We start from the raw sequence: 26,678 nt of genomic DNA, 5'->3' as shown, positions 1-26,678 counted from the left end.
CGGGCGCGTCAGGCGACGGTGGCCTCAATAAGGTCGTCGACCACCTCCGCCAGGTCGTTCTCGCGCGCGTGGACCCGGCGCTGGCGCATGGCTCCCGAGCCTGAGCGCAGCAGCCGGTCCAGCCCTTCCTGGATGAACGTCAGGTCGCCGGCCTCGGCCAGCGCCGGGCGTACGTGCTCCAGGAGGCGGCCGGCCATCACCGCCGCCGGCACGAGCGTGCCGTGCCGCACGTCGAGGCTGTCGCCCTGCAGCCCGTCGCGGGCCGCCCGCCAGTAGGCGGCCCGCAGCACCTCCGACGGGACGGGCAGCCCCCGGTCGCCGCCGCGCACGGCGGCCAGCGCGGTCACGACCAGCCCGCGGATGAGCCCGATCAGGGTGAGGCTGTCGCTCACGTCGAGCGGCACGTCGGCCACCCTGATCTCCACGGTGGGCAGACTGGGCGACGGCCGGGCGTCCCAGTAGACGGTCTTGGGATCCAGCAGCACGCCCGACTCCGTCAGCGCGCGCAGCGCCAGCTCGTACGCGCCGAACGACGGGAAGTACGGGGGCGCTCCCGACACCGGCCAGCGACCCCAGCTGATCACCCGCCAGGACGCGTAGCCGGTGTCGCGCCCCACGAAGAACGGCGAGTTGGCGGCCAGCGCGATCAGCGTGGGCAGCCAGGGGCGCAGGTGGTTGCCGACATAGACGGCGTGCTCCTCGTCGGGCACGTCCACGTGCACGTGCAGGGCGCAGATGCTGATCTCGTCCTGCAGCGCGCGGTAGAGCTCGCTGCCCTGCTGGTAGCGATCGTCGTCGGTGAGCGGCGGCGGCACGACGTTCCCGAGCACGGGGATGCCGCTGGCGACGACGGCCAGCCCGCACGAGCGGGCGGCGTCCGCAACCTCCTTTCGCGCGGCGCGCAGTTGCGAGCCCAGCTCGCTGAGGTCGGCGGAGGGCGGCGTGCGAGCCTCCACCTGGAATCGGGTGATTTCATGCACCACGTCCAGCACGTCCGTCGCCGCGGCCAGGACTTCGGCCGCTCGGGGAGCCACGTGGCGGGTGCGGGGATCGACGACGAGGTATTCCTCTTCGATCCCGATCAACGGAACCATGCACACACCTCGCTGGGGAGTCCAAGAGTCTCCGTACGAAGGTTGTGCCCGGGCCGCACCCGGTGGAAAACCCGTCCGGCAAGCGGTTGTCAAGCCGGGAAGGCGACAGGTCCGTACCGGGCGTTGGGTGATTGCGTGGCCATGGCCCAGTAGCGGTCGCCGTAGGACCAGTGCCACCACTCGGTGGGGTAGTTGACCAGGCCGGCGGGCTCCAGGACCGAGGCGAGCAGCTTGCGGTGGGCGCGGGCGTCGCCGGAGATCCCGGGGGCGGCGGTGTAGCAGGCGCCGTCGCTCTGCTCGGGGTTGTCGTTGACCTGGGTGCCCATGTCGTATTCGACGCCGTCGGGGTCGCACAGAGTCAGGTCCACGGCGGCGCCGGCGGTATGGGGGGCGACCTCGACCGGCGACACGTAGCGACTGGCCGCAACATAGGACTCGTCGGGCGACATTTCAGGAAAGGTGGTGTGGAGCCCGGCCCGGTACGCGTCGAAGATCCGGCGCTGCGTCGCGATCGGACGATAGCCCTCGACGATCAGCAGGTGGTATCCGTCGGGCAACCGGCGCTCCGCGCGCTCCAGGCGATCGAGCAGGCCGGAGCGCAGATGCGCGTACGCGCCCGCGTCGTCGGCCAGCCGCGTGTCCACGCGCAACCGCCCGCGCACGTCGGTCAGCGGCTCACCACTCTCCTGCACCGGGATCCCGGTCACCCGGGGATCCGAGATGAGCACGACATCGTTCGGGGACTGCCACATGGGCAGAAATTCTCACACAGTGTCGGAGAAGACCTGCTCCCGGGCCTGATCGAGAGCCGCCACGAGCGCGCCACGCAGCACCGGGTTGCCCGCCACCCTGGTCGTGACCACCGTGGGCCGGCTCGGGCACACCCGGGCCACCGCCTCCTGGACCTTGGCGGCCAGCCGCTCGCCCCCCGCCCTGCCGACGTCGCCGCTGAGCACGATCAGCCCGGGGTCGAGGACCACGGTCACGGCCGCCGCCCCCACGGCCAGCCGGCTCGCCACCGCGTCCAGATAGCCCTCGTGGCCCCCGCGCACGAGGTCGGGCACGGTGTTGCCGAGCACGCCGTGCGCCTCGGCCAGGCCGCGCAGCGCGTCGTGGCCCACCAGGCGCTGGAAGGAGCCCGACTGCGGCTGCGAGACGTCGGCGGGCAGTGGCTCGCCCGGGACCGGCAGCCAGCCGATCTCGCCCGCGCCCCCGGTGATGCCCCGGTGCAGCTTGCCGCCCAGCATGACGCCGAGGCCCTGGCCGACGCCCGCCCAGATCACCACGAAGTCCTCGTGGCCGATCGCCGCGCCGTACCTGTGCTCGGCGAGCGCGACCAGGTTGACGTCGTTCTCGATGGTCACCGAGGTGCCGAGCGTCTCCCGCAGGCTGGCCAGCACGCCGATGTGCCAGTCCGGCAGGTCGTACGACCAGCGCACGTCCCCGCAGGCCGGGTCGACCACGCCTCGGGTGCCGATGACGAAGGCCCGCAGCCGCGACAGGCTGATGTTCGCCGTGTCGCAGGCACGCCGCAGCGCCGCGTGTACTGCCTTGACCGGATCACGGCTGTCTGACGGGTTGAGGGTGATCTCGACCACGATGCGGCCTGTGATGTCCGCCACACCGACCTTGAGGCTGTCGGGCAGGACTTCGAGCCCGGCGACGTACGCGCTCGACGGAACCACTGCGTACAGCGCGGCGTGCGGGCCCCTGCCCCCTGCGCGCTCCCCCGCGACCTCCACCAGCCCCCGCTCCTCAAGGCGAGCCAGCAGCTGACCTGCGGTTACCTTGGAGAGCCCGGTTCGCTCGCCGAGCTCGGCACGGGTGAGAGGACCGTCCCCGAGGAGAAGTTCGAGTGCCGCACGATCGTTCAGCCGGCGGAGCAACCGGGGTGTTCCCGGGTCTCGGCTCATCGACCGCCCCCTCTCGTCACGATCAGCTAACAAGCGTTTCTTTTAAGAAAGTTTCTTGTTAGTTTAGCAGCATCGTTCGGCATTGACGATCAGCCTGGTGCGGACTGTAGGCCAGCACCCGGGAAGGGAGAACCCTGTGAGGATCGCGAAGATCACGGCCACTACGGTCACCACGGCCGCGCTGGCCCTGGGCCTGGCCGCCTGCGGGTCCAGTGAAGAGCCCACCACGTCCTCACCCAGCGCCGCCGCCAGTGCGAGCGGCCCCAAGTACGCGGGTAAGACGCTGACCTTCTGGCGCCTGGGTGACAGCAACCCCGACGCCAAGAAATACACCGACGAGCTGGTCGCCGAGTTCGAGAAGCAGACCGGCGCCAAGGTGAACGTCGAGTGGATCCCCTGGCCGCAGGTCAACGACAAGTTCACCGCCGCCGCGGCGGGCGGCGCCGGCCCCGACGTGACCGAGATCGGCAACGACCAGGTGCCGCTCTGGCAGAGCCAGGAGGCCCTGGAGCCGATCACCGACATCGTCGCGGGCGGCGACCAGGCGCAGATCCCCAAGAACCTGCTGGGCCTGGAGACCATCGACGGCGAGACCTACGCCGTGCCGTGGGGCGGCGGCAGCCGGGCGGTCCTCTACCGGACCGACTGGTTCAAGGAGCTCAAGATCGAGATCCCCAAGACCTGGGACGAGCTCACTGCGGCCGCCAAGAAGATCCAGGCCGAGAAGGGCAAGGACGTCGACGGCTTCGCCTTCAACGGCGGCTCCGACGCCAACCACCTGCTCGGCGCCCTCGCCTGGACCGCCGGCGGCGACTACGCCGTCAAGGAGGGCGACAAGTGGGTCGGCAAGCTGACGGACCCGGCGTTCAAGGCCGGCTTCGCCCAGTACACCGGCCTGGTCACCGACGGCCTGTCCAGCAAGTCGCGGCTGAACCAGAACACCACGGAGATCCGTACGCGCTTCTCCAACAACAAGGTCGGCATGTACCTCACCGCCTCGTGGGACCTGGCGACCATCGAGGAAGAGAGCAAGGGCAAGATCAAGGGTGACAAGCTCGCCTTCTTCCCGCTCCCCTCGAAGGACGGCGGCGAGGCTCAGTCGTTCCTCGGCGGCAACGACATCGCCGTCTGGGGCACCGCCAAGGAGAAGGACGCCGCCAAGGAGTTCGTGAAGCTGGCCTCGGGCAAGCAGTGGGGCGTCAAGTACGCCACCGACGGCGGGCTTCTCCCGGTCTACCCGGAGGCGCTCGCCGCGCTGTCCAGCGACCCGGCACAGGCGCCGTTCGCGGCCGCCTTCGCCAAGGCCAAGGCCTTCCCGGCCGACCCGCAGTGGACCGAGGCCAACGAGACCAAGGCGGTGCTGCAGAACGCGGCCCGCAAGGTCATCGAGGGCAAGGCGTCCGCCGATGAGGCACTGGCCGCGGCGAACAAGGAACTCGAAGACATCCTCAACGCGTCCTGAGTCCTATGACGAACACGTCAACGCTCCCCCGGGGTGGAGGCCGCTCCTCCACCCCGGGGCGGCGCCGCGCACGCCCACCGCGGCGGTCGAGCGGGATGCCCGCCTGGGCGATCCCCTACGTCCTGCTGATCCCCGGTCTGCTGGTCATCGGGGCACTGCTGCTGTACCCGCTGATCCAGATGGTGATCATCGCCTTCCAGAAGGTGGGCCTGGTCCAGATCTCCGGCAAGAAGCCCGCGACCTGGGTGGGGCTGGAGAACTTCACCAACATCTTCGACAACGACATCTTCTGGTCCTCCCTCCGCAACACCGTGGTCTTCGCGGTGATCGCGGTACCGCTCACGCTCGTCCTCGGCACCGCCGTCGGCGTCCTGCTGAACCGGCTCGGCAAGAAGATGTCGCTGTTCGTCGTCATCGGCATCATGTTCGCCTGGGCGGTCCCGCCGGTGGCGCAGGGCGTGATCTGGCGCCGGCTCTTCGACGCCGAGGCGGGCATCATCAACTGGGCGCTCAATCTGCTGCCCGACTGGCTGTCCTCCGCCCTGTTCGGCCGGGCCGACTGGAGCGGCGTGCCGTGGCTCAACGACGCCTGGTCCATCTACATGGTGCTGATCGTCTGCGTCGTGTGGGCCGGCTTCCCGTTCGTCGCCGTCTCGGTGCTCGCCGGGCTCAAGGGCATCCCCGCGGAGCTCTACGAGGCCGCCAGGGTCGACGGCTCGTCGCCGTGGCGGACGTTCAGGAAGATCACCTTCCCGCTGCTGAAGCCGGTGTTCGCGGTGCTGACCGTGCTGTCGATCATCTGGGACTTCAAGGTCTTCGCCCAGCTGTACGTGCTGGCCGGCACCACCAACCGGGAGGCCTACAACCTGTCGATGTACGCGGTGACCGAGGCGTTCAAGGCGCCGCCGAAGATGGGCTCGGGCGCGGCCATCGCGGTGGTGCTGACGGTGATCCTGCTCATCGTCACCGCGGCCTACATCCGGCAGATGTTCAAGCAGGAGGAGTTGTGATGACCCCGCTGGCTCGCAAGCGCCTCGGCAGGATCGCGCTCAACACGGCAGGCGTGCTGGTCTTCCTGGTGGCGACGTTCCCGGTCTATTGGATGGTCTCCACCGCCTTCAAGACGAACGACCAGATCTTCACCACCGACTTCATCCCGTTCCCCACCGAGTTCACCTTCGAGCACATCGAGCGCGTGCTCACCGACGGCGTCGCCGGGCACTCGATCTGGCTGTACATGCGCAACAGCGCCATCGTCGCGCTCGGCACGGTGTTCATCGGCGCGGTCTTCGCGCTGCTGTCCGCCACGGCGGTGGCCCGGTTCCGGTTCAAGGGCCGCACGGGCTTCCTCGCCCTGCTGCTGGTCGCGCAGATGATCCCCGCCGAGGCGCTGCTCATCCCGCTGTTCCTCAGCGTCAAGCGGGTCGGCCTGTACGACCAGCTCCTGGGCCTGATCGTGGCGCAGGTCGCCCTGACGCTGCCGTTCGGCATCTGGATGCTGCGCACGTTCGTCGCCGCCGTGCCCAAGTCGCTGGAGGAGGCGGCCTGGATCGACGGGGCCTCCCGGTTCACCACCTTCTGGAAGGTGCTCTTCCCCCTGGTGGCTCCGGGTCTGGTCGCGACCAGCATCTTCTCGTTCATCACCGCGTGGAACGAGCTGATCATGGCGCTCTACCTGATCGGCGATCCGACCAAGTACACGATGCCCGTCGCCCTGCAGTACTTCTTCGGGCAGAAGGGCACCGACTGGGGCGCCATCATGGCCAGCTCGACGATGATGACCATCCCGGTCGTCATCTTCTTCCTGCTCGTTCAACGCCGCATGGTCTCCGGCCTGGTCGCCGGGGCCGTGAAGGGCTGACAAACCACGAGGTCCGCGTACGGCACGCGAATGCCGTACCCGGCCATGCCTGAAAACTGATGAGGAGCCATGAGTCAGAGTGATCGGGGGCTGCGCCGTCTCGCGGCCGGCACGCTGCTCGTCGCCTTCCAGGGGACCACGGCGCCCGAATGGGTGCTGCGCGAGCTGGAGCACGGCCTGGGCGGCGTCACGCTCTTCGGCTTCAACGTGGCCGACCCCGGCCAGGTACGCGACCTGACCACCGCGCTACGGGGCGCCGGTGAGGCCGTCATCTCGCTCGACGAGGAGGGCGGCGACGTCACTCGGCTGGCCTACCACGTCGGCAGCCCGTACCCGGGCAACGCGGCGCTGGGCGCGGTGGACGACGTCGAGCTGACCCGCCGGGTCTATCGCGCGATCGCCTCGGAGCTGGCCGCCTGCGGCATCAACCTGGACATGGCCCCCAGCGCCGACGTCAACACCGAGGCCGACAACCCGGTGATCGGCACCAGGTCGTTCGGCAGCGATCCCGCGCTGGTCGCCAGGCACACGGTGGCGGCCGTACAGGGGTTGCAGTCGGTGCAGGTGGCCGCCTGCGTCAAGCACTTCCCCGGCCACGGCGCCACCCGGGTGGACTCGCACCTCGCGGTGCCGGTGGTGGACGTGGGGCTGGACGTGCTGCGGGCACGGGAGCTGGTCCCGTTCAGCGCCGCCATCGGCGCGGGGGCCAAGTCGGTGATGACCGCGCACGTCGCGGTGCCGGCCGTGACGGGCGACACGCCCGCCACCCTGTCCAGCGCCGCGCTGACCGGGCTCCTCAGGGGCGAGCTCGGTTACGACGGCGTGGTCATCACCGACGCGCTCGACATGCACGCGATCACCAAGAGCGTGGGCCTGGCCGGCGGCGCCGTGCTGACGCTCGCGGCCGGGTCGGACCTGCTGTGCCTGGGCCCGCTGCCGACGTACGACGACGTCCAGGCGATCATCGCGGAGATCGTCTCCGCGGTGCGCGAAGGCCGCCTGCCGCTCGAACGGCTGGAGGAGGCCGCCGCGCGGGTGGCGGCGCTGCGGGCCTGGTTCGGCACCTCCGAGCAGGTCACCGCCGAGCAGAACGTGGTCGGCCTGCACGCCGCGCGCCGCGCCGTGCGGCTGACCGGCGAGACGGAGCCCCTGGTCGAGCCCCTGGTGATCGAGGTGGACACCCCGCCGACGATCGCCGTGGGCGACGTGCCGTGGGGCGTGGGCCCGTGGCTGCCCGACGCGGAGATCGTCCGGGTCGAGCCCGCGGCCGCCGATGTCCCTGAGCTGCTGGCCAAGGCCGCGAACCGGTCCCTGGTCGTCGTGGTCAAGGACGCGCACCGCCACCGTGCGAGCCAGGACCTGGTCTCCGCGCTGGTCGCGGTGCGCCCCGACGCGACGGTGATCGAGATGGGGCTGCCCGTCTGGCGGCCCGACAGCGCCGCCTACATCGCCACGTACGGGGCCGCCAGGGCGAACGCCCAGGCCGCCGTGGAGCTGCTCACCGCCTGACCCTGGTCAGGGCGCGAGGAGCTCCTCACGCGCCTGCTCCAGGGCGGCCAGCACGGCGCCGCGCAGCACCGGGTTCTTGTCGGTCACCGTCGTGGTGACGATCTGGGGACGCACGGGGCAGATCCTGGCCACGGCCTCCTCCACCCGGGAGGTCAGCGCGGCGCCGCCGGCGTGCCCGACCTCTCCGGCCAGCACCACCAGGCCGGGGTCGAGGATGACGCACACCGCGGCGACACCGAGGGCGAGCCGGTTGGCGATCTCGTCGAGCAGCGGCTCGCCCTGGGCGCCCGCGGCCACCGCGACCCTGACGCACTCACCCGCGCTCTCGGCCGCGAACCCGTAGCTCCGCGCCAGCTCGGCCACCGCCTCGGCGCTGACCAGCGACTGCAGGCCGCCCGCCAGCGAGGGCAGCCGGCCGGGCAGGGTGCGGATGTCCTCGGGCAGCGGCACGCCGGGCACCGGCAGGTAGCCGATCTCCCCCGCGCTGCCCGAACGCCCCCTGTGCAGGCGTCCGCCGAGCATGACGGCCATGCCCAGGCCGCGGCTGGACCACAGCAGCACGAAGTCGTCGAGGCCCTCGGCGGCGCCGTCGGCGCGCTCGGCGATGGCGGCGAGGTTGACGTCGTTCTCGATCGTCACCTCGCGGCGCAGGTCGCCGGCCAGGGCCTCGTGGATGCCCTCGTGCCAGCCGGGCAGGTCGAAGGAGAAGCGCACGTCGCCGCTGCGCGGATCGACCACGCCCGGGGTGCCGATCACGACGCCGCGCAGCTTGGCGATGCTGACCTTGGCGCTGCGGCAGGCCTTCACGATCGCGCCGTGCACCACCGAGACCGGGTCGTCGTCGCCGTTGGGCTCGACGGTGACCTCGGCGATCGTGTTGCCGTGGATGTCGGCGATCGCGGTGGAGATCAGCTCGGGCCCCACCTCGAGGCCGGCCACGTAGGCGCTGGAGGGGATCACGGAGTAGAGGGCCGCGTTGGGGCCGCGGCCGCCGGCCTGCGTGCCCACCACCTCGACCAGGCCGCGCTCCTCCAGCCTGGCCAGCGTCTGCGAGGCCGTGACCTTGGACAGGCCGGTCAGGTCGCCGATCTGGCCGCGGGTCATGGGACCGGTGGCCAGCAACAGCTCCAGCGCGGCCCGGTCGTTGATCTCCCTGAGCAGTCTGGGCACACCAGGGCGTCGCTCCACGCTGTATCCCGCCGTCGCATCGAATGACCGTTATCGAAAAGGTTGTTGGAAGTTTAGCGCTCCGGCCCTTGCCCTCCGCCGCAGGTGAACACGAGGATGCCTCATGACCACTCCGCGGGGTCCCGCCGTCCTGCTCGCGCTCGGCATCGTAGTCCTGCTCGACGTCCTGCGCGTGTTCCTGCCCTCGCTGATCACGCTCTTCGGCCGCGCGGGCGAGACGCCGCCCGAGCTGATGGGTCTGTACGCCGCCGCCTGGTTCGTCCTGCCGTTCCTGGCCCTGTTCCTGCGGCCGCGCCACGCGCTGGCCGGCGGCGCGGTGGCGCTGGTGCTGGCACGCGTGCTGCTGCAAGCGGGCGTCGGCCAGCTCTACGTCGCCTCGGCGGGCGTCACGGCCGGACTGGTCTTCCTGTACGGCTGCGCGCACGCGCTCCCCCGCCAGGCCGTTCCCGTGGGCATCATGGGCGGCCTGTCGCTGTCGGTGTTCACCCACATGCTGCTGGACGGTGTGGACGTGGTCTGGCGGGACGGCGTGGCCGCCTGGCTCGCGGCGGCGGCCCTGTGCCTGGCCTTCCTGACCCTGGTGATCACCGCACCGGCCCCGCCCGCGGACGCCGATCGCACACCGGCCGCCACCTGGTTCCTGTTCGGGCCGGTCCTGCTGCTGGTGGGGGTGGCCGCCACCGCCTGGCCGAAGGCGTCAGAGGGTCCCGTGCCCTGGTGGCAGGCTCTGCTGGGCCCGGGACTGCTGGCGATCAGCCTGGTGGTGGGCACGTCACGAGCCATCGCCCCGGCGCGGGCGTCGTTCGCCGACGTCATCACCGGCGCCCTGACGGTGCTCTGGTCGGTGATGATGGTGATGCCGATGTCCGCCAACGGCGTCCTGGGGAACCCCGCTCCGGCCGGGCTCCTGATCATGTTCACCGGCGCCCTGCTCGCCGGGACGATCCGCCCCGGACATCCCGCCGCCCGGCGGCCCGGGCTGTGGCTGCTCTGCGGCGCGCTCGTCTTCCTCGTCGGCGTCTTCGCCTACTACGCCTCCTATGATCTGGACCTCGGCTTCCCCAACGGGGCGATCATCGTCGTCATGGCCACGCTGGTCGCCGGGACCAACGTGACCACGACGATCATCCGGCGCCCGGCCCAGGAGCAGGAGCGCCGGCGGCTGCCGTGGCGGACGCTGGTGGGCGCGGCCGTGCTCGCGCCCCTCCTCGTGGTCGTCTCCTCCCCGCCGATCCCCGACGTGCGGGAGTCGCCGTCGGACACGCTCCGGCTGATCACCTACAACATCCGGATGGGGTTCGGGCTCGACGGACGGCTGTCGCTGGCCGAGATCGCCTCCTGGGCGGCCGCGCAGCGGCCCGACGTCGTGCTGCTCAGCGAGGTCGACCGCGGCTGGCTGCTGAACGGCGGGCACGACGACCTGGCCACGATCGCCCGCGGCCTGGGGATGCGCTACTACTTCGCGCCGGCGGCCGACAACGTGTGGGGCGACGCGCTGCTCACCAACCTGCCGGTCAGGCAGGTCCACTCCCACGCGCTGGGCCGGCACGACTACCCCACAGGGGCGCAGGCGCAGGCCATCGTCCTGGAGGCGGGCGGCAGGGAGGTGGGCATCGTCAACACCCATCTGCAGGCCCCGGAGGGCCAGGCGCCGGAGGTGGCCGCCATCGCGGCCGATCTCGCCGCGGGGGCGAGCGCGGGAGCCGCGGGAGGGCATGCCCCGGCCCCGAAGCAGCTCGTGCGGCCGGTGATCCTGACCGGCGACCTGAACCTGCGGCCCGGCGACCCGCCGATGCGCGTACTCGAAGCGGCCGGGCTCACGGATCCCCTGATCGCGCTGGGAGATCCGCCGACCTCACCCGCCGGCGCACCGGTGGAACGCATCGATCACGTGCTGATCAGCAAGGGTCTGGCGGCGATATCCGCACAGGCCCCGCGCCTGCCGTATTCAGATCACCTGCCCGTTCTGACGACCTTGCGCCTAACCAGTGTTGACCAGGAGGGATAATCGAGAACATGCGCCTCTCCGCTCGTGTCGACTACGCCCTCCGCGCCGCCGCCGAACTCGCCGCAGCCGGTGCCGGCCCGACTACCGTGGGCGAGCTCGCCAAGGAACAGGACATGCCGCCCAAATATCTGGAAAACATTCTGCTGCAGATGCGCCGCGCCGGTCTCGTGCGCGGGCAGCGGGGGCCAGAGGGCGGTTACGTGCTGGCCAGGCCCGCCGCCGACATCTCGCTGGCCGATGTGATCAGGGCCGTGGACGGTCCACTGGCCAACGTGCGCGGCGAGCGCCCCGAGCACGTCGGCTACCGGGGTCCCGCCGAGTCGTTGCAGCAGGTGTGGATCGCGCTGCGGGCGACCGAGCGCGCCATTCTTGAGGAGGTCACGCTGGAGCAGGTCGCCACGGGGGCACTCCCCGAGCGCGTACGCCACCTCGCCGCCGACCCCGCCGCCTGGGACTGACCCGCTCTCCCCTGCGCGGCTCAGCGCCGGGTGAACCAGAGGACGACCTTGTCGATCTCGGCGGCGGGCCCGTCGGCGAGGACGCGCACGGCCCGGCCGTTCGCGTCCATCAGGACGACGTCGGTGTTCGCGCCGGCCGACCGGGTGGCCAGGAAATGGCCCTCGTCGAGCCAGCCGCGGAACGCGGCGCCCTTCGGCAGCCGGATCACGCCTTTTCTCGCGCCGCTCTGCTCATCCCAAAGGCAGATATTTCGCGAGTTGTCGAAGCATTTCGTGGTGAAGACCGTTCCGAACGTGGTGTCCGCCGCACCGCCCGGGAGCAGCTCCCCCACGCCCGGATGGGCCCGCAGCGCCCTGCCGTGCATGTCCAGCGCCTGCACCGCCCCGCCCGGGGCCTGGTGCAGCACGCTGTCGCCGCCGGAGCCCCACGCGTAGGTGTTCTTCCGGTCACCCGCCACCCGGGTGACCTCGACGGAGCCCGCGACCGGGTCCACCACCACGAAGCCGAGCGCCCGGTCGCCCTCCATGATCGTCGCCAGCAGCCGGCGTCCGTCCTCGGACCAGAGCGGGCTGAACAGCGTGGCGGGCTTGTCCACCGTACGCAGGTCCCGGTCCCGGCCGGTGGCGCGGTCGCGGAGCCGGATGGTCTCGAAGTCGGTCCGCCTGAAGCGCGTGGCCGACAGGGACGCCACGTAGCCGCCTCCGGGCGAGACGATCGGCTCGTCGAAGTTGCCGAAGAAGGCGAAGGTCCCCTTGGCCTGGTCCCGCGTGTACGACGGGTACGCGGTGCCCGAGCGCTGGTCGTGATAGGAGGACACCCACACGGGGTCGGCGGGGTTCTCGTGCAGCGTGACGCGCGTGTCGGGCAGTCTCAGCTCCGACACCGAGGTGGGCGCGAGCGGCCCCTGGCGCGGCGCCGGCAACGGCGCGTGGGTCGGCGCGGACGCGGGCGCGGGCGGGGCCGGCGCCGGCCGCAGGAACAGCAGCGCGGCGGTGACCGCCAGCGCAAGCCCCGCCGTCCCGGCCATCACCGGCCACCTCCTGCGGCGCGCGGGAGGCGCCGCGGACTGCTGCCCCTCGGCCAGCAACGCCTGCTCGCCGGTCTGCCGCAGCACCTGCTCCGGCACGCGGTGCCCGAGCAGGGTGAGCAGCGCCCTCGTCGCGGTGGGGCGCGCGCCCGGCTCCTTGACCAGGCAGCGGGCCGCCAGCTCCCGGAGATCGCCGTCGAGGCCGCCGAGGTCGGGCTCGGCGGACAGGATCCGGTTGATCAGCGCGGGCAGGTCGCCCGTCCCGAACGGCGGGCGCCCGGTGGCGGCGGCCACCATGGTCGCGGCCCACGAGAACAGGTCGGCCGCAGGCCCCGTGGGACGGCCGCCGAACTGCTCGGGAGCCATGTACGGCGGCGTCCCCACCAGGTGCCCGCCGCCGGGCTCGGCCTCCTCCAGCGCCCTGGAGATGCCGAAGTCGATCACCCGGGGCCCGTCCCTGCTGAGCAGCACGTTGCCGGGCTTGAAGTCCCGGTGCACGACGCCCGCCTGGTGGATGGCGGACAACGCGGTCAGCGTCCCGATCGCCAGCCGCCGCAGCTCCGCCCCGCCCAGCGTGCCCCGCTCCCTGATCACCTCGGCCAGCGAGGGGCCGTCCACGTACTCGCTCACCACGTACGGCGTGCCGCCGAGCTCCCCGGCGGCCAGCACCTGCGCCGTGCAGAACGCCTTGACCCGCCGCGCGTACCCGATCTCCTGCCGGAAGCGCGTACGCGCGTCAGGGTCGTCCAGCCCCGCGCCGAGCATCTTGATCGCCACCCGGCCCCCGTCAGGGGACTCGCCGAGGTAGACGACGCCCTGCCCGCCCTCGCCGAGCCGGCCGGTGACGCGGTAGGCGTCGATCCGGGCGGGATCGTCGGCGATCAGCGGGTTCATCGGCCCTGCACGCGGGCGAACTGGAGGAGGGCGGGATCGTCCGTCGCGAAATCGGCCAGCACCCGTTCGGTGACGCCGACCAGGTCGATGACCTTGATCACCTGGGTGCCCTTCTTCTTGCCCGGGTCCTGCACGAGCAGATGGGTCTCGTTGAACCAGCCGATGAAGCTGCCCCCGGCGTCGCCGAAGGGCACCGTCGCCTGCCTGGCGCCGCCCTGGGTGGCCCAGACGCAGAAGTCCTTGCCGTTCGGGCAGACGGTGACGAACCTCTTGCCCGACGGGGAGAACCAGGAGCCGCCGCGCGGCATGCCCACCCAGTGCATGGTCTTCGTGACCTGGCCGGACATGTCGTAGTACTCGATCCCGCCGCGCTTGCCGTCCCAGTAGCCGCGGGCGATCGAGCCGTCCGGGGCGAAGGTGTAGGTCAGCGAGGCGTCGTCGAGATATTCGGTCTCGACATGCACGGACTTCCTGGTGGCCAGATCGACGACGACGAAGCCGACGAGCCTGGCCGGCTTGCTCTCCCGGTTGTAGACGGACAGGAGCAGCTTGCCGCCGTCCCTGGACCACACGGGGATCAGGGACTGCAGCGGCTTCTTGACCGTGCTGACGACGAACGACTCGCCGGTGGACAGCCGGTGGAACTTGACCTGATCCAGCTCCGAGCCCTGGAACTTCAGCAGCGGATTGAGCGCCACCCAGTCGCCGCCGGGCGACAGGAGAGGCTGCTCGGTCACGCCCACGGCCTTGAACGCACCGCTCCTGTCCCTGGCGTAGGAGGTGAAGGAGCCCTTGGACTCGACGTAGGACACCGCGCGTACCGGGTCGTTGGGATGCTCGTGCAGGGTGACGCCGATCCCCGGCAGCTTCGTGTCCGTGGCCGCCTTCTTCTCCACCTTCTCCAGCGGCGCCTCCGTCTGCGCCGACGTGATCGTGGGGGTGATCGACGGGTCCGCCGCCGGGCTGCCGGACGGGGACGTCGAGGCGGCCACGGTCCCGGCCGGTCCGGCGCGTCCTGTCACGGCATAGACGCCGGCGCCCGACACGAGCGCCCCCACGACGAACGCGGCCACCAGCGGCAGCAGGCCCGGGCGCCGCCGCGCCGGCGGCTCGGCGGGCCACGCGGGCGGCTCAGCGGGCCACGCGGGCGGCTTGGGCGGCTCGGCGACCGCCACCTGCCCGGTCAGGAAGGAGGTCTGCCCGACCAGCCGCAGCAGCACCTCGCTGGCGGCCGGCCGCGCGGCCGGATCCTTGGCCAGGCACGCCGCGATCAGCCCGTGCAACTCGCCGAGGTGGGGCAGAGCGGGCTCGCCGTTGACGATCCGGTCCACGGTCCCGGCCATCGAGCCGCCGTCGAACGGTGAGGCGCCGCTCGCCGCGAACACCAAAGTCGCCGCCCAGGAGAACACGTCGGCGGGCGCTCGCGGCCGGGCGCCGCGCAACCGCTCGGGAGCGGTGTAGGCGGGGACGGCGACCTTCCTGGTGGAGACGGCCGCCTCCGCCATGGCCCGTTCGAGACCCACGTCGATCACCCTTGGCCCGTCGGGGCCGAGCAGCACGTTCCCCGGCCGGATGTCGCCGTGGACCAGGCCCGCCTGGTGGATGGCGACCAGCGCGGTGATCGTGCCCACCGCCAGCCGGTAGAGCGCCACCCCGTCCAGGGTCCCGCCCACCGTCTCCAGCGCGGGCCCGTCGACGTACTCGCTGACGACGTACGCCCGATCGTCCAGCACGCCCGTGGCCAGGATCTGGGCGGTGCTGACCGCCGACAGCCCCTGGAGGGGCTCTATCACGCGCAGGAACGGCTCAGGATCCATCTCGGCCGGCAGCAGCCGGACCGCCACGGCCTCGCCCGCCGCCGACCGCCCGGCGTACACCGTGGAGCTCAGCCGCCCGGTCAACCGGTAACCGGCCACCTCGGCCGGGTCGTCTCCCCGTAAACCCGTGATCTCCGGCATGCCCCGATCAGCCTTCCGCGAGGTCTACTCGTCGATGGTCATTATGGTCACCGACCGGGTCAAAAGGGAGCAGTTCTTAGACTGGAGAGATGCCTGAAGGAGACGCCGTCTACCACGCGGCCGCCCGCCTGAGAGGCGCGCTGGACGGGCGCGTGCTCACCAGGTCGGATTTCCGCGTGCCCAAGCACGCCACCGCCGACCTTTCGGGGCGAACGGTCCTCACCACGCTCTCGCGCGGGAAGCACCTGCTCACCCGGGTGGAGGGCGATCTGACCGTGCACACCCACCTCCGGATGGAAGGGCGCTGGCGGATCCAGCCCGCTGGGCGGCGCACCGCTCCCGGCGACCTCGTGCGGCTGATCCTGGCCAACGAGCAGTGGCAGGCGGTGGGCATCCGGCTCGGGATGGTGGATCTCGTCAGGACCACGGACGAGGCCCGACTGGTCGGCCACCTGGGGCCGGACCTGCTGGGGCCGGACTGGGACCCGGAGGAGGCCGTGCGAAGGCTGCGAGCGGCACCCGGCAGGACCATCGGGGAGGCGCTGCTCGATCAGCGCAACCTGGCGGGGGTCGGCACGATCTATCGCGCCGAGACCCTGTTCCTGCGCGGTATCTGGCCGTGGAAGAAGGTCGGGGAGATCGAGGATCTCAAGGGGCTCGTGTCATTGGCCCAGCGACTGCTGGAGGCGAACAAGGGGCATGCGGGCACGGTGACCACAGGCGATCGCCGCCCGGCGAACCAGACGTGGGTCTACGGCAGGGCAGGGAGGCCCTGTCGCCGATGCGGCACCCGCATCAGCCGAGGGGAGATGGGCGCGCAGCCACAGGAACGACTGATCCTGTGGTGTGCCGGCTGCCAGCAGCGTTAGGCAGCCACCATGTCCTTGACATCGGGGAACACTGAATCGGAAATCGACCCGGGGACCGTCTCCGCAAGGGGCAGTCGCTCGTGCTCGGGCACGTCGGCAAGCACAGGAGCCGCCTGGAGCTCCGCCAGCGCGAACTGGTCGGAAACCTCACGCAACACCTGGGACAACGGCACGCCGAGTGCGCCGCAAATGGACGCGAGCAGCTCGGACGAGGCTTCCTTCTGCCCGCGTTCGACCTCGGACAAGTAGCCGAGTGAAACGCGCGCGAGCGTGGACACCTCGCGTAGCGTGCGCCCCTGCCGCACCCGCAACCGCCTCAGCACGTCGCCGAGCAGCTGACGCAGCAGAATCATCTGTCGCTCCCTCCCCGGCGCGGATGTCTTCACCACGCCCCGCGCGATCGGATCGTGCCGCACATTGGTCTTCTTCGCTTCGTACATACTCCTCGCCGTCATCATTGGGCGTCGCCGACCCTGGACCGCCGATCGTGCCTCATTGCGCGACTCATCAGGCCCGCCTGCCGGGCGCTCGGTGCTTGCAGTTGGCTCACGGACCTCACTCACAGCTCCACCGTACCCGTATCCACCGACACCGCGTCAGACCGTGCATCGCATGTTCGCTCGGGACGTAACACGGTAATCACCCGGAATGTTCCCCTATGTTCGCCTTCAGCACACCTGAGAGTAGATCGACTGCCTCGTCCACCGTCTCTACCCTGATACGTTCGCGCGAGCCCTGAAGCCTCAATGCGCGCGCCCTGATCTGTCCACCGGGTCCGCTGACGGCCGCGTACACGGTGCCGACCGGCTTACCGTCCTGTGGGTCAGGTCCGGCGACGCCCGTCACCGCCAAACCGTAGGTGGCCCCGCACAGGCGTGCCACCCCTGCCGCCATGGATGCCGCCACATCAGGGTGCACGGCTCCCTCGCGCCTCAGCAGCTCCTCCGGCACGCCCAGGAGCTCATGCTTGAGATCGGTGGCGTAGGAGATCACCCCGCCCCTGAACGCCTTGGAGGAGCCGGAGACCGACGTGATCGCCGCCCCGATGAGCCCTCCGGTCAGCGACTCGGCCACCGCCACCGTGGCCGACTGGTCCACCAGCAACGTCAACATCCCGGCCACGTCCGCCATCGATCACTCCCCGCGTGCCTGCCTGGCCACATTACGAAGCTTGACGGCGCGTACGACATAGTCCACGCCCGTGCCCACGGTGATCACCAGCGCCGCCCCCATCACGACCCACCGGATCGGCCCGGGGACGCCCGGCACGAGGTAGAGCACGATCGCGGCGATCTGCAGCACGGTCTTGACCTTGCCGCCATAGCTGGCCGGGATGACCGCGTGCCGCAGCAGCATGAACCGCAGCAGCGTGATGCCCAGCTCCCTGCCGAGGATCGGGATCGTGACCCACCAGGGCACCTCGTCGAGCAGCGACAGGCACACCAGCGCCGCCCCCGTGAGCGCCTTGTCGGCGATCGGGTCGGCGATCTTCCCGAAGTCGGTGATGAGGCCGTAGCGCCTGGCCAGCTCGCCGTCGAGGTGGTCGGTGATCGACGCCACCGCGAACACCGCCAGCGCGGTCACGCGCCAGCCCGTGCCGGGCAGGAAGAGGCAGACGACGAAAAAAGGGACGAGCACCAACCGGAGGACCGTGAGGACGTTGGCGATGTTCCACGGGCTTACCACGCGGCGCTCGTCCCTTTTCATGGACCGGCCTTGATGCGCGCGATCAGGTCGACGCCTTCCGCGTCGACCACGACCGCGCGGACGATCTGCCCCCTGACCAGCCCGATGCCCTGCACCGTGACGGAGCCGTCGACCTCGGGGCCCTGGTGCGCGGCCCGGCCCTCGTAACCGCCGTCGCCCAGGTCGTCGTCGATCAGCACGTCCACCTCGGTCCCGATGCGCTCCTCCGCGCGCTGGGCGGTCAGCTCCTCTGCCAGCTCGGTGAGCACGCGCACGCGCTCGTCGATGACCTCCTGGTCGAGCTTGCCCGGCAGATCGGCGGCCTCGGTGCCGTCCTCGTCGGAATAGCCGAACACGCCGATGACGTCGAGCCTGGCCTCCTCCAGGAAGCCGACCAGCTCGCCGAACTCCTCCTCGGTCTCCCCGGGGAAGCCCACGATGAAGTTGGAGCGCACGCCGGCCTCAGGGGCGCGCGCACGCACGCTCTGCAGCAGCCCCAGGAAGCGCTCGGGGTCGCCGAAGCGGCGCATCCTGCGCAGGACGGTGCCGCTGGCGTGCTGGAATGACAGGTCGAAGTAGGGGGCGATGCCCTCTGTGCCGGTGATCGTCTCGATCAGGCCGGGACGCAGCTCGGCGGGCTGCAGGTAGCTGACCCGCACCCGGTCGATGCCCTCGACCGCGGCCAGTTCGGGCAGCAGCTTCTCCAGCGCCCGCAGGTCGCCGAGGTCCTTGCCGTAGGACGTGGAGTTTTCGCTCACGAGGACGAGCTCGCGCACGCCCCTGTGGGCCAGCCAGTCGGCTTCGGCCAGCAGCTCGTCGGGCTTGCGCGAGACGTAGGAGCCACGGAAGGCCGGGATGGCGCAGAACGTGCAGCGCCGGTCGCAGCCGGAGGCCAGCTTGAGCGAGGCCACGGGGCTCTCGTCGAGCCGTTTGCGCAGCACACGCGGGCCGCTGGCGGGCGCTACCCCGTCGGGCAGGTCGCCGTGGCCCGGGATGCTCGTCGTCTGCGCGCTGGCACGATCCACCGGCGAGATGGGTAGCAAGGTGCGGCGGTCGCGTGGCGAGTGCGGCTTGAGCGGCCGGCCCTCCAGCACGTCGTCGAGCCGGCCGCCGATCTCGGCGTAGTCGTCGAAGGAGATGACCGCGCTGGCCTCTGGCAGCGCCTCGGCCAGCTCATTGCCGTAGCGCTCGGCCATGCAGCCCGCGGCCACCACCTTCGCGCCCGAGTCCGCGGCGGCCAGCAGCGTGTCGATGGAGTCTTTCTTGGCCGAGTCAATGAAGCCACACGTGTTGACGACGACGACATCGGGGTCGTCGTCGCCCAGCTGCCAACCGGCAGCCTCAAGTCGCGCGGCCAGCTCCTCGGAGTCGACCTCGTTGCGCGCGCAGCCCAGGGTGATCAGCGATGCGGTTCGGCGGGATGACATGGTGAACACTACGGTATCGGGAGTTGGCCACCACCCGATGCACCGGATCCCCAGGTGACTACCGTGACTGCGGTTTCGGCGGCCCGAACGAGCGCTGCACCGTCTCTCCCCGGCCGCCGAGCTTTTTCACTTTCTTGCCGTTGACCTGCAGCGTAACGGCTCCGGCGTCAGCCAGCAGCACGTGCACCTGATCGGCGGCGCGCCAGACGGAGGTCTTTCCCGCCTTCAGCGTGCCCGAGAACAGCTTGCGCCCTTCGGCGTCGCGCACGTTCACGTACGACGACCGCTTGGCCAGCATGCTGACCGTCACCATGCCCTTGCTCTTCTTGGACGGCGTGGGCTTCGGCGACTCGGTGATGGGCCTGTTGGGCGGCACGCTCGGCCGGGCCGAGGCCACGCGCACGTCACCCGTGCGCACCTGGTCGCTCGCGCCGCCGAGCACCCGCATCATGCCGAAGACCACGACGATGGCCAGCGCCACCCCGAGCGCCATCGTCCAGTTCGGCCCCCGCCGCTCCGGCAGGTGGATCTTGCGGTCGGCCTGGAACACGGCCGCGGCCCGCACCGGCTGCGGCGCCCCGCCGTTCTGCTGGTCGTAGAGGTGGACCGTGGCCTCGGGATCCAGCCCGACCGCCTTGGCCAGGGCCTTGACGTGCCCTCTGGCGTAGAAATGACCTCCACATTGGCCGTAGTCATCCTGCTCGATGCAATGGATGATCGCTTCACGGATATTGGTGGCCGCACTGACCTGCGTGACCGTCAGCCCGGCGGACTGCCTGGCCGCCGCCAGCATGGCCCCGATGCTCTGCTCCTGCACTGCGAACGCCTCCCCACGGCGCCTGAACTGCCCCACCACGACGTTGCGTAGTGGTTCATATTCAACCAGTAACCGCCGAGCAAGCATGCATTGGGGTCATTCGCCACGCAGGTCGGCCAGCAAACCCGCCAGATCGTCGGGCTTCACGAGCACCTCGCGAGCCTTGGAACCCTCGCTCGGGCCGACCACGTTGCGGCTTTCGAGCAGGTCCATCAGCCGCCCGGCCTTGGCGAAGCCGACCCGCAGCTTGCGCTGGAGCATCGACGTCGAGCCGAACTGGGTGGTCACGATCAGCTCGGCCGCCTGCACGAGCAGGTCGAGGTCGTCGCCGATGTCCTCGTCGATCTCCCGCTTGACCGGCGCGGCGGCGACGTCCTCGCGATATTCGACCTGCATCTGCGTCTTGCAGTGCTTGACGATCTCGGCGATCTCCTTCTCGGAGACGAACGCGTTCTGGATCCGGATGGGCTTGCTCGCGCCCATCGGCAGGAACAGCGCGTCGCCCTGGCCGACCAGCTTGTCGGCGCCCGGCTGGTCGAGGATGACCCGCGAGTCGGTGAGCGAGGACACCGCGAACGCCAGCCTGGACGGCACGTTCGCCTTGATCAGGCCGGTCACGACGTCAACCGACGGCCGCTGGGTGGCGATCACGAGGTGGATACCCGCCGCGCGGGCCAGCTGCGTGATGCGCACGATCGAGTCCTCGACGTCGCGCGGGGCCACCATCATCAGGTCGGCCAGCTCGTCCACGATCACCAGCAGGTACGGGTACGGCTGGTAGACCCGCTCGCTGCCGGGGGGCGGCTGCAGCTTGCCCGCCCGCACGGCCTTGTTGAACTCGTCCACGTGCCTGAACCCCGACGCGGCCAGGTCGTCGTAGCGCCGGTCCATCTCGCCGACCACCCATTCGAGGGCCTCGGCGGCCTTCTTCGGGTTGGTGATGATCGGGGTGATCAGGTGGGGGATGCCCTCGTACACGCTGAGCTCGACCCGCTTGGGGTCGACCAGCACCATCCGCACCTCGTCTGGGGTGGCGCGCATGAGGATGCTGGTGATGAGGCCGTTGACGCAGACCGACTTGCCGGCGCCGGTCGCGCCCGCGATGAGCAGGTGAGGCATCTTGGCGAGGTTCGCGACGATGGTGCGGCCCTCGACGTCTTTACCCAGGCCCACGATCATCGGGTGATGGTCGGCCTGCGCCACCTGGGCGCGCAGCACGTCGCCCAGGGACACCAGGTCCTTGTCCGCGTTGGGGATCTCGACCCCGATCGCCGACTTACCCGGGATGGGAGACAGGATCCGGACATCTGCCGACTTGACGGCATACGCGATGTTCTTGGTGAGGGCCGTGACCTTCTCCACCTTCACGGCCGGGCCCAGCTCGATCTCGTAACGCGTCACGGTCGGGCCCCGGGTGAACCCGATCACCTGGGCGTCGATGGTGAACTGCTCCATCACGCTGGTCAGCGCGTTCACCACGGTCGTGTTGGCCTTGGTCTGCGGCTTCGGCGCGGTGCCCTGCTTCAGGAACTGCAGGTCAGGAAGGCTGTACGGCCCCGCCTGCGGCGACAGCACGAGCTGCTCCACCTTGCGGGGCGCGGGCGTCGGCTGCGGCGGCTCAGGCTTGCGCTCGGCCTCCGGAGCGGGCACCTCGTCCTCGTCCGTCAGCCCGGGCACGATCTCGGGCGAGTGGTCGGGCCTCTTGTCCTTCTCCGCCAGCACCGGCGTGTCGTACGGCTTGATGATCTCGACGGGCTCGCCGCCGTCGGGCTTCTTGGTCCTGACCCGCTTCTTGCCCGGCTCGCGCGGCTCAGGCTCGGCATGCCGCTCGAACAGCAGGTGCTTGAGCTCCGACAGCCGCTCGGGGATCCGGTGCACCGGCGTGGCGGTGATCACCAGCACGCCGAACCCGGACAGGAGCAGCAGCAGCGGAATCGTGATCCACGGCGGCAGGATGCTCATCGGCGGCGCGGACACGATGAACCCGATCATGCCGCCGGCCTGCGACACCTTGTCCATGCCCTGGCCCTCGCCGGCCGGGTAGGGGGTGTCGTTGGCCACGTGGATCACGCCCAGCACGCCGACCAGCAGCGCCGCCCACCCGATCACCATCCGGCCGGTGTCGGCGTTCTGGTCGGGGTGGCGCAGGTAGCGCCAGGCCAGCAGGCCGAGCAGCAGCGGCAGCGCCCAGGCCAGCGAGCCGAACACGCCGCGCACGGTCGCGTTGACCACGCCGGAGACCGCGCCGTCGGAGTTGCGCCACGTCATGGCCGCGACCACGATCGCGCCCGCGAGCACCGTCAGCCCGACCCCGTCGCGTCTGTGCGCCGGATCCAGCTCGCGGGCGTTCTTGCCCAGCGCGCGAGCCGTGCTGCCGATGCCGTTGGCGAGCAGCATCCACAGCCCGACGATCAGCTTGCCGATCATCGTGAAGACCCAGGTGATCGGGTCGGGGTGGGTCGCGGAGGGCTTGCGGCCGGCGGACGGCGCCTTCGCCCTGGGACGCCCGGCCGACGAGCCGGTCCGCTTCGCGGGGGTCGAGCGGGCCGAGGCCGACCGCTTCGCCGGCCCCTTCGATGAGCTTTTCGGCGTACGGGTGGCCATGATGCCAAAGGTACGTCGGAGACACCGCGTAACGCGCGGAGGCTCGCCGGGGACGCGGCAGGTGCCCCTCAAAGATGACGGAAAATTCACCCGGCATCCCATTGAACACGCTATTTCAGCTCATAAGACGTTCGTATACCTGGCCTATGCCCCTCCTGAACTTCAGGGACGTCGCGGCGGAGACCGCGCTGCGTCCCGGCGTGCTGTACCGCTCGGCGCAACCGCACACGCTCACCCCCGCCGACGCCGAGCTCGTCGCTGGCCTGCGCCTCATCGCCGACCTGCGCGGCGACGACGAGCGGACCACCGGCGACTGGGCGCTCGTCCTGGGCGGCGCCGTCAGGCACGCGCCGCTCGGCGCCGGCACCGCCTCCTCCCCCGCCCACCTGGCCACGCTGCCGCCCGACCTGGAGCTCGGCGACCTGTACGTGGGCCTGCTCCAGCACAGGACGCCCTGGTTCGCCGGCGTGATCGCGGAGATCGCCGACGGGCTGCCCGCCCTGGTCCACTGCGCCGCGGGCAAGGACCGCACGGGGATCGTCGTCGCGCTGATCCTCGACCTGCTCGGCGTGGAGCACGAGGCCATCGTCCGCGACTACGCGCTCACCGCCAAGGCGCTGCCCGGCCTGCTGCGGATGCTGGAGCTGAGCCTGCCGGCCGGCACGCCGTCCGCGCTGCTGGAGGCGCCGGAGAGCGCGATGCGCACGTTCCTGGCCGCGCTGCGGCGGCAGGGCGGCGCGGAGGCCCTCCTGCTCGTCAACGGCCTGACCCCGGGGCACGTGCGACGCCTGCGCGCCGCACTCATCCCCTGAGCGCCCGAGCCGCGCGCTCAGGGACGGCGCCGGACCCAGGGGACGAGCGCCCGGTCTCCGCGCTCAGGGGGACTTCGGCGTCAGCCGGCGGAGGCCGACGAGACCGCCTCGAAGGCCTCCTGCATGGCCGCCACCCGGTCGGCCAGGTCCTTGATCGCGTCCGTCAGCCCCTCGTCGTCCGAGGTCGTCCCGGCCAGGTCCGCGAGACGCGACTCGACCAGGCCGAGCCGCCGCGCGAAGTCCGACAGCGCCTCGTTGTCCTGGACCAGCTGGGTGAGCAGCGCGGTCTGCTCCACCAGCACGGCGTTCTTCCTGAACAGCTCGAGAAAGACCGCCACCTTGGACCTGAGCACCCACGGGTCGAAGGGCTTGGTGAGGTAGTCGACCGCGTAGCCGCGGAACGCCGAGCCCGCGGTGGGCTCGGTGCCGGTCAGGAAGATGATGGGCACGTCGCGGGTCTGGTCGAGCCGTTTGATGTGGGTGGCGGTCTCGAATCCATCCATGCCGGGCATGAGCACGTCGAGCAGGACGACCGCGAAGTCGTTGCGCAGCATCAGCTTCATCGCCTCCTGCCCGGACCTGGCCTTGTACAGCAGTTGCTGGAGCGGCCGCAGCACGGCTTCCAGGGCGAGCAGGCTCTCGTCGTTGTCGTCCACCAGCAGGATCTTGACCTGGCGGTTCATCCGCTCCCCTCTCTCTCGCCCGCGAGCCACCCGCGCATCACCTCCAGCAGATGATCGAGGTCCACGGGTTTCGGCACGTAGTCGGAGGCCCCGCAGGCGATCGTCTTCTCCCGGTCCCCCCGCATCGCCTTGGCGGTGAGCGCGATGATCGGCAGGCCCGCGAACCGTGGCATCTCGCGTACGGCGACGAGGGTCTCGTAACCATCCATCTCCGGCATCATCACGTCCATGAGGACGAGCGCGATCTCCTCCTCGCGCTCCAGCGCCTCGATGCCCTCCCTGCCGTTCTCGGCGTAGACGACCTCCATGCCGAGGCGGCTGAGCACGTGGGTCAGGGCGTAGACGTTGCGGATGTCGTCGTCCACGATGAGCACCCGCCGCCCCTCGAACACCGCGCCCAGCGGACCTTCCTTGAGCTCGGTGAGCCGGGAGGAGCACGGCCACAGCTCGTCGTTCTCCGTGGCCGGCCACTCGGCCTGCGCGGGTGTCGCGCGTGACTCGGCCGTCTTCGGCGCGGGCTCGGGCTCCCACTCCGTCTCGCCCGCCGCGGCGGAGACGGGGCATCTTGCAGGCACGTAGAGGGTGAACGTGCTGCCCACGCCCGGCTGGCTGCTGGCGTGGATCACCCCGCCGAGCAGGCGCGCGATCTCGCTGCTGATCGACAGCCCCAGCCCCGTGCCGCCGTATTTGCGGCTGGTGGTGCCGTCGGCCTGCTGGAACGCGCCGAAGATGGCCGGCAGCTTGTCGGCCGCGATGCCGATGCCGGTGTCGCGGACCGCGAACGCGATCACGTCCGTGTCGGGCCCCGCCTCCAGCGTGCCCCGGTCGACCGACACCTCCAGGCGCACCTCGCCGACCGCGGTGAACTTGACCGCGTTGGACAGCAGGTTGCGCAGGATCTGCTGGAGCCGGCGCTCGTCGTTGTGGAGCACGTGCGGCGTGCCGGGGCTGACCTCGATCTCGAACGTCAGCCCGCGATCGACCGTCAGCGGCCTGAACGTGGCGTCCACGTAGTCGAGCAGCTTGCTCAGCGGCAGCTTCTCGGGCCGTACGTCCATCCGCCCCGCCTCGATCTTGGACAGGTCGAGGATGTCGTTGATGAGCTGGAGCAGGTCGCTGCCCGCGTTGTGGATCGCGCTGGCGAACTCGACCTCCTGCGCCGACAGGTTCCCCTCCGGGTTGTCGGCCAGCAGCCTGGCCAGGATGAGCAGGCTGTTGAGCGGCGTGCGCAGCTCGTGGGACATGTTCGCCAGGAACTCGGACTTGTAGCGGGACGAGGTGGCCAGCAGGTGGGCCTTCTCCTCCAGCGCGGCGTTGGACTTGCGCAGCTCGGCCTGCTGGCGCTGCAGCTCGTCCGAGCGGCCCTGGAGCTGCTGGGCCAGCCGCTGCGACTCCGACAGCAGCGACTCGGTGCGGGCGTTGGCGATGATCGTGTTGATGGCGACGCCGATGGTGACCCCGAACTGGTCGAAGAAGGCCAGGTGGACGTCGCTGAACCGGCTGAACGAGGCCAGCTCGATCACCCCGAGCACCTTGTCCTCGAACACGATCGGCAGCACCACCACACTGGCCGGTGCGGCCTCGCCCAGCCCCGTGTGGACCTTGATGTAGCCGGCCGGCACGTCGTCGAGCAGGATGCGCTTGCGCTCCAGGGCGGCCTGCCTGATCAGCCCCGGCCCCGGGCTGCCGGGGGCGGGCAGCACGTCGTGGGCGGCGCCGTAGCCGGCGATGAAGCCGAGCCCGCCGTCCAGCGAGTCGGGCTCGGCCAGGAAGAACGCGCCGTATTGCGCGCTGACCAGCGGTGTCAGCTCCCGCAGGATCAGATCCGCCACCTCGACCAGGTCGCGGTGGCCCTGCATGAGCCCGGCGATGCGGGCGAGGTTGCTCTCCAGCCAGTCCTTGGCGCGGGTGGTCTCGCGCAGGTTGGCGACCATGAGGTTGACGTTGTTCTTCAGCTCGGCGACCTCGCCCTTGGCCTCGACGCTGATCGAGCGGCTCAGGTCGCCCTGGGCGACGGCGCTGGCCACCTCGGCGATGGCGCGCACCTGGGTGGTGAGGTTGCCGGCGAGCTGGTTGACGTTCTTCGTCAGGCGCTCCCAGGTGCCGTAGACGCCCTCGACCTCGGCCTGGCCGCCCAGCCTGCCTTCGGAGCCCACCTCGCGCGCCACCCGCGTCACCTCGGAGGAGAACGAGGACAGCGTGTCGACCATCGTGTTGATGGTGGTCTTCAGCTCGAGGATCTCGCCGCGGGCGTCCACGTCGATCTTCTTCAGCAGGTCTCCGTTGGCGACCGCGGTGGCGACCTGGGCGATGTTGCGTACCTGGCTGGTGAGGTTGGAGGCCATGAAGTTGACGTTGTCCGTCAGGTCCTTCCAGACCCCGCTCACCCCCCGCACCTGCGCCTGAC

The 26,678-nt window shown here is 70.6% G+C and carries 22 protein-coding genes; 8 read left to right on the top strand and 14 right to left on the bottom strand.

The genetic code is table 11. From position 1 onward, the window contains the following. Positions 1-8: 8 nt before the first annotated feature. From ETD85_RS29390 to ETD85_RS29380, 3 genes are all read right to left on the bottom strand, one after another. On the bottom strand, positions 9-1,094 hold the full coding sequence (locus tag ETD85_RS29390; protein WP_138693040.1) for a carboxylate-amine ligase: 1,086 nt from the start codon (positions 1,092-1,094) through the stop codon (positions 9-11). 89 nt (positions 1,095-1,183) lie between these two features. After that, positions 1,184-1,846, bottom strand: coding sequence for a M15 family metallopeptidase (locus ETD85_RS29385; protein WP_138693039.1), 663 nt, complete (start codon positions 1,844-1,846; stop codon positions 1,184-1,186). A 12-nt stretch (positions 1,847-1,858) separates the two neighbouring features. Continuing rightward, entirely contained in the window at positions 1,859-3,007 is a 1,149-nt protein-coding gene (locus tag ETD85_RS29380) for an ROK family transcriptional regulator (RefSeq protein WP_138693038.1), read from the bottom strand. A gap of 136 nt (positions 3,008-3,143) precedes the next feature. Here ETD85_RS29380 and ETD85_RS29375 point away from each other — a divergent pair, with 136 nt between their 5' ends. The 4 genes from ETD85_RS29375 (at position 3,144) to ETD85_RS29360 (ending at position 7,839) form a co-directional block, all read left to right on the top strand. After that, positions 3,144-4,469, top strand: a complete 1,326-nt coding sequence (locus ETD85_RS29375; RefSeq protein WP_138693037.1) for an extracellular solute-binding protein — start codon at positions 3,144-3,146, stop codon at positions 4,467-4,469. 95 nt (positions 4,470-4,564) lie between these two features. Then, a complete protein-coding gene (locus ETD85_RS29370; RefSeq protein WP_240779506.1) occupies positions 4,565-5,479 on the top strand; it encodes a carbohydrate ABC transporter permease in 915 nt (304 codons plus the stop codon). Then, on the top strand, positions 5,479-6,330 hold the full coding sequence (locus ETD85_RS29365) for a carbohydrate ABC transporter permease (protein WP_138693035.1): 852 nt from the start codon (positions 5,479-5,481) through the stop codon (positions 6,328-6,330). The genes ETD85_RS29370 and ETD85_RS29365 overlap by 1 nt, the downstream gene beginning before the upstream one ends. A gap of 69 nt (positions 6,331-6,399) precedes the next feature. Next, a complete protein-coding gene (locus ETD85_RS29360) occupies positions 6,400-7,839 on the top strand; it encodes a glycoside hydrolase family 3 protein (protein WP_138693034.1) in 1,440 nt (479 codons plus the stop codon). A gap of 6 nt (positions 7,840-7,845) precedes the next feature. On the opposite strand, the gene ETD85_RS29355 is transcribed toward ETD85_RS29360, so the two are convergent. Next, positions 7,846-9,027 (bottom strand): ROK family transcriptional regulator, encoded by a 1,182-nt coding sequence (locus ETD85_RS29355; RefSeq protein WP_138693033.1) that lies wholly within the window; start codon positions 9,025-9,027, stop codon positions 7,846-7,848. Positions 9,028-9,130: 103 nt separating this feature from the next. On the opposite strand from ETD85_RS29355, the gene ETD85_RS29350 reads away from it, so the two are divergent. After that, complete coding sequence (locus tag ETD85_RS29350; protein WP_138693032.1) at positions 9,131-11,035, top strand: endonuclease/exonuclease/phosphatase family protein; 1,905 nt, start codon at positions 9,131-9,133, stop codon at positions 11,033-11,035. A gap of 8 nt (positions 11,036-11,043) precedes the next feature. Beyond that, positions 11,044-11,493 (top strand): RrF2 family transcriptional regulator, encoded by a 450-nt coding sequence (locus tag ETD85_RS29345; RefSeq protein ID WP_138693031.1) that lies wholly within the window; start codon positions 11,044-11,046, stop codon positions 11,491-11,493. Between the two features lie 20 nt (positions 11,494-11,513). Here the strand turns inward: ETD85_RS29345 and ETD85_RS29340 are convergent, their stop codons facing one another. Both ETD85_RS29340 and ETD85_RS29335 read right to left on the bottom strand, forming a co-directional pair. Next, positions 11,514-13,415: a serine/threonine-protein kinase gene (locus ETD85_RS29340; protein ID WP_138693030.1), complete on the bottom strand. Its 1,902-nt coding sequence runs from the start codon at positions 13,413-13,415 to the stop codon at positions 11,514-11,516. Continuing rightward, a complete protein-coding gene (locus tag ETD85_RS29335) occupies positions 13,412-15,373 on the bottom strand; it encodes a serine/threonine protein kinase (protein ID WP_138693029.1) in 1,962 nt (653 codons plus the stop codon). The genes ETD85_RS29340 and ETD85_RS29335 overlap by 4 nt, the downstream gene beginning before the upstream one ends. A gap of 89 nt (positions 15,374-15,462) precedes the next feature. Here ETD85_RS29335 and ETD85_RS29330 point away from each other — a divergent pair, with 89 nt between their 5' ends. Then, entirely contained in the window at positions 15,463-16,242 is a 780-nt protein-coding gene (locus ETD85_RS29330) for a DNA-formamidopyrimidine glycosylase family protein (protein ID WP_138693028.1), read from the top strand. Here the strand turns inward: ETD85_RS29330 and ETD85_RS29325 are convergent. The 6 genes from ETD85_RS29325 to ETD85_RS29300 all read right to left on the bottom strand — a co-directional run bounded on the left by ETD85_RS29325 (position 16,239) and on the right by ETD85_RS29300 (position 22,776). Further along, entirely contained in the window at positions 16,239-16,595 is a 357-nt protein-coding gene (locus ETD85_RS29325; RefSeq protein WP_138693048.1) for a helix-turn-helix domain-containing protein, read from the bottom strand. The genes ETD85_RS29330 and ETD85_RS29325 overlap by 4 nt on opposite strands. Before the next feature lie 286 nt (positions 16,596-16,881). Further along, the gene (locus ETD85_RS29320) at positions 16,882-17,373 is read right to left on the bottom strand and encodes a CinA family protein (RefSeq protein ID WP_138693027.1); all 492 of its coding nucleotides are present in this window, start codon (positions 17,371-17,373) and stop codon (positions 16,882-16,884) included. A gap of 3 nt (positions 17,374-17,376) precedes the next feature. Next, a complete protein-coding gene (pgsA, locus tag ETD85_RS29315; protein ID WP_138693026.1) occupies positions 17,377-17,949 on the bottom strand; it encodes a CDP-diacylglycerol--glycerol-3-phosphate 3-phosphatidyltransferase in 573 nt (190 codons plus the stop codon). Continuing rightward, positions 17,946-19,355, bottom strand: a complete 1,410-nt coding sequence (rimO, locus tag ETD85_RS29310) for a 30S ribosomal protein S12 methylthiotransferase RimO (protein WP_138693025.1) — start codon at positions 19,353-19,355, stop codon at positions 17,946-17,948. Before rimO ends, pgsA begins: the two co-directional genes overlap by 4 nt. A gap of 58 nt (positions 19,356-19,413) precedes the next feature. After that, positions 19,414-20,148 (bottom strand): helix-turn-helix domain-containing protein, encoded by a 735-nt coding sequence (locus ETD85_RS29305; RefSeq protein WP_170246899.1) that lies wholly within the window; start codon positions 20,146-20,148, stop codon positions 19,414-19,416. Positions 20,149-20,268: 120 nt separating this feature from the next. Further along, a complete protein-coding gene (locus ETD85_RS29300; protein WP_138693023.1) occupies positions 20,269-22,776 on the bottom strand; it encodes a DNA translocase FtsK in 2,508 nt (835 codons plus the stop codon). A 146-nt stretch (positions 22,777-22,922) separates the two neighbouring features. Between ETD85_RS29300 and ETD85_RS29295 the strand changes: the two genes are divergently transcribed. Continuing rightward, complete coding sequence (locus ETD85_RS29295) at positions 22,923-23,588, top strand: tyrosine-protein phosphatase (RefSeq protein WP_170246898.1); 666 nt, start codon at positions 22,923-22,925, stop codon at positions 23,586-23,588. A gap of 80 nt (positions 23,589-23,668) precedes the next feature. Here ETD85_RS29295 and ETD85_RS29290 read toward each other — a convergent pair whose 3' ends face one another. Both ETD85_RS29290 and ETD85_RS29285 read right to left on the bottom strand, forming a co-directional pair. Continuing rightward, complete coding sequence (locus ETD85_RS29290; RefSeq protein ID WP_138693021.1) at positions 23,669-24,271, bottom strand: response regulator; 603 nt, start codon at positions 24,269-24,271, stop codon at positions 23,669-23,671. After that, positions 24,268-26,678 (bottom strand): ATP-binding protein (locus tag ETD85_RS29285; RefSeq protein ID WP_138693020.1); only part of this gene is annotated, 2,411 nt, incomplete at its 5' end. The genes ETD85_RS29285 and ETD85_RS29290, both read right to left, overlap by 4 nt.

Source organism: Nonomuraea zeae, assembly GCF_005889725.1.
In the GTDB taxonomy this organism is placed as follows: domain Bacteria; phylum Actinomycetota; class Actinomycetes; order Streptosporangiales; family Streptosporangiaceae; genus Nonomuraea; species Nonomuraea zeae.
This window is presented reverse-complemented; position numbering and strand designations above follow the sequence as displayed.

Excerpts from the sequence above, each read along its gene's own strand:
- ETD85_RS29390 (WP_138693040.1), bottom strand. The coding sequence starts at position 1,094 with ATGGTTCCGTTGATCGGGATCGAAGAGGAATACCTCGTCGTCGATCCC.
- ETD85_RS29385 (WP_138693039.1), bottom strand. The coding sequence starts at position 1,846 with ATGTGGCAGTCCCCGAACGATGTCGTGCTCATCTCGGATCCCCGGGTG.
- ETD85_RS29380 (WP_138693038.1), bottom strand. The coding sequence starts at position 3,007 with ATGAGCCGAGACCCGGGAACACCCCGGTTGCTCCGCCGGCTGAACGAT.
- ETD85_RS29370 (WP_240779506.1), top strand. The coding sequence starts at position 4,565 with ATGCCCGCCTGGGCGATCCCCTACGTCCTGCTGATCCCCGGTCTGCTG.
- ETD85_RS29365 (WP_138693035.1), top strand. The coding sequence starts at position 5,479 with ATGACCCCGCTGGCTCGCAAGCGCCTCGGCAGGATCGCGCTCAACACG.
- ETD85_RS29360 (WP_138693034.1), top strand. The coding sequence starts at position 6,400 with ATGAGTCAGAGTGATCGGGGGCTGCGCCGTCTCGCGGCCGGCACGCTG.
- ETD85_RS29350 (WP_138693032.1), top strand. The coding sequence starts at position 9,131 with ATGACCACTCCGCGGGGTCCCGCCGTCCTGCTCGCGCTCGGCATCGTA.
- ETD85_RS29345 (WP_138693031.1), top strand. The coding sequence starts at position 11,044 with ATGCGCCTCTCCGCTCGTGTCGACTACGCCCTCCGCGCCGCCGCCGAA.
- ETD85_RS29340 (WP_138693030.1), bottom strand. The coding sequence starts at position 13,415 with ATGAACCCGCTGATCGCCGACGATCCCGCCCGGATCGACGCCTACCGC.
- ETD85_RS29335 (WP_138693029.1), bottom strand. The coding sequence starts at position 15,373 with ATGCCGGAGATCACGGGTTTACGGGGAGACGACCCGGCCGAGGTGGCC.
- ETD85_RS29330 (WP_138693028.1), top strand. The coding sequence starts at position 15,463 with ATGCCTGAAGGAGACGCCGTCTACCACGCGGCCGCCCGCCTGAGAGGC.
- ETD85_RS29325 (WP_138693048.1), bottom strand. The coding sequence starts at position 16,595 with ATGATTCTGCTGCGTCAGCTGCTCGGCGACGTGCTGAGGCGGTTGCGG.
- ETD85_RS29320 (WP_138693027.1), bottom strand. The coding sequence starts at position 17,373 with ATGGCGGACGTGGCCGGGATGTTGACGTTGCTGGTGGACCAGTCGGCC.
- pgsA (WP_138693026.1), bottom strand. The coding sequence starts at position 17,949 with ATGAAAAGGGACGAGCGCCGCGTGGTAAGCCCGTGGAACATCGCCAAC.
- rimO (WP_138693025.1), bottom strand. The coding sequence starts at position 19,355 with ATGTCATCCCGCCGAACCGCATCGCTGATCACCCTGGGCTGCGCGCGC.
- ETD85_RS29305 (WP_170246899.1), bottom strand. The coding sequence starts at position 20,148 with ATGCTGGCGGCGGCCAGGCAGTCCGCCGGGCTGACGGTCACGCAGGTC.
- ETD85_RS29300 (WP_138693023.1), bottom strand. The coding sequence starts at position 22,776 with ATGGCCACCCGTACGCCGAAAAGCTCATCGAAGGGGCCGGCGAAGCGG.
- ETD85_RS29295 (WP_170246898.1), top strand. The coding sequence starts at position 22,923 with ATGCCCCTCCTGAACTTCAGGGACGTCGCGGCGGAGACCGCGCTGCGT.
- ETD85_RS29290 (WP_138693021.1), bottom strand. The coding sequence starts at position 24,271 with ATGAACCGCCAGGTCAAGATCCTGCTGGTGGACGACAACGACGAGAGC.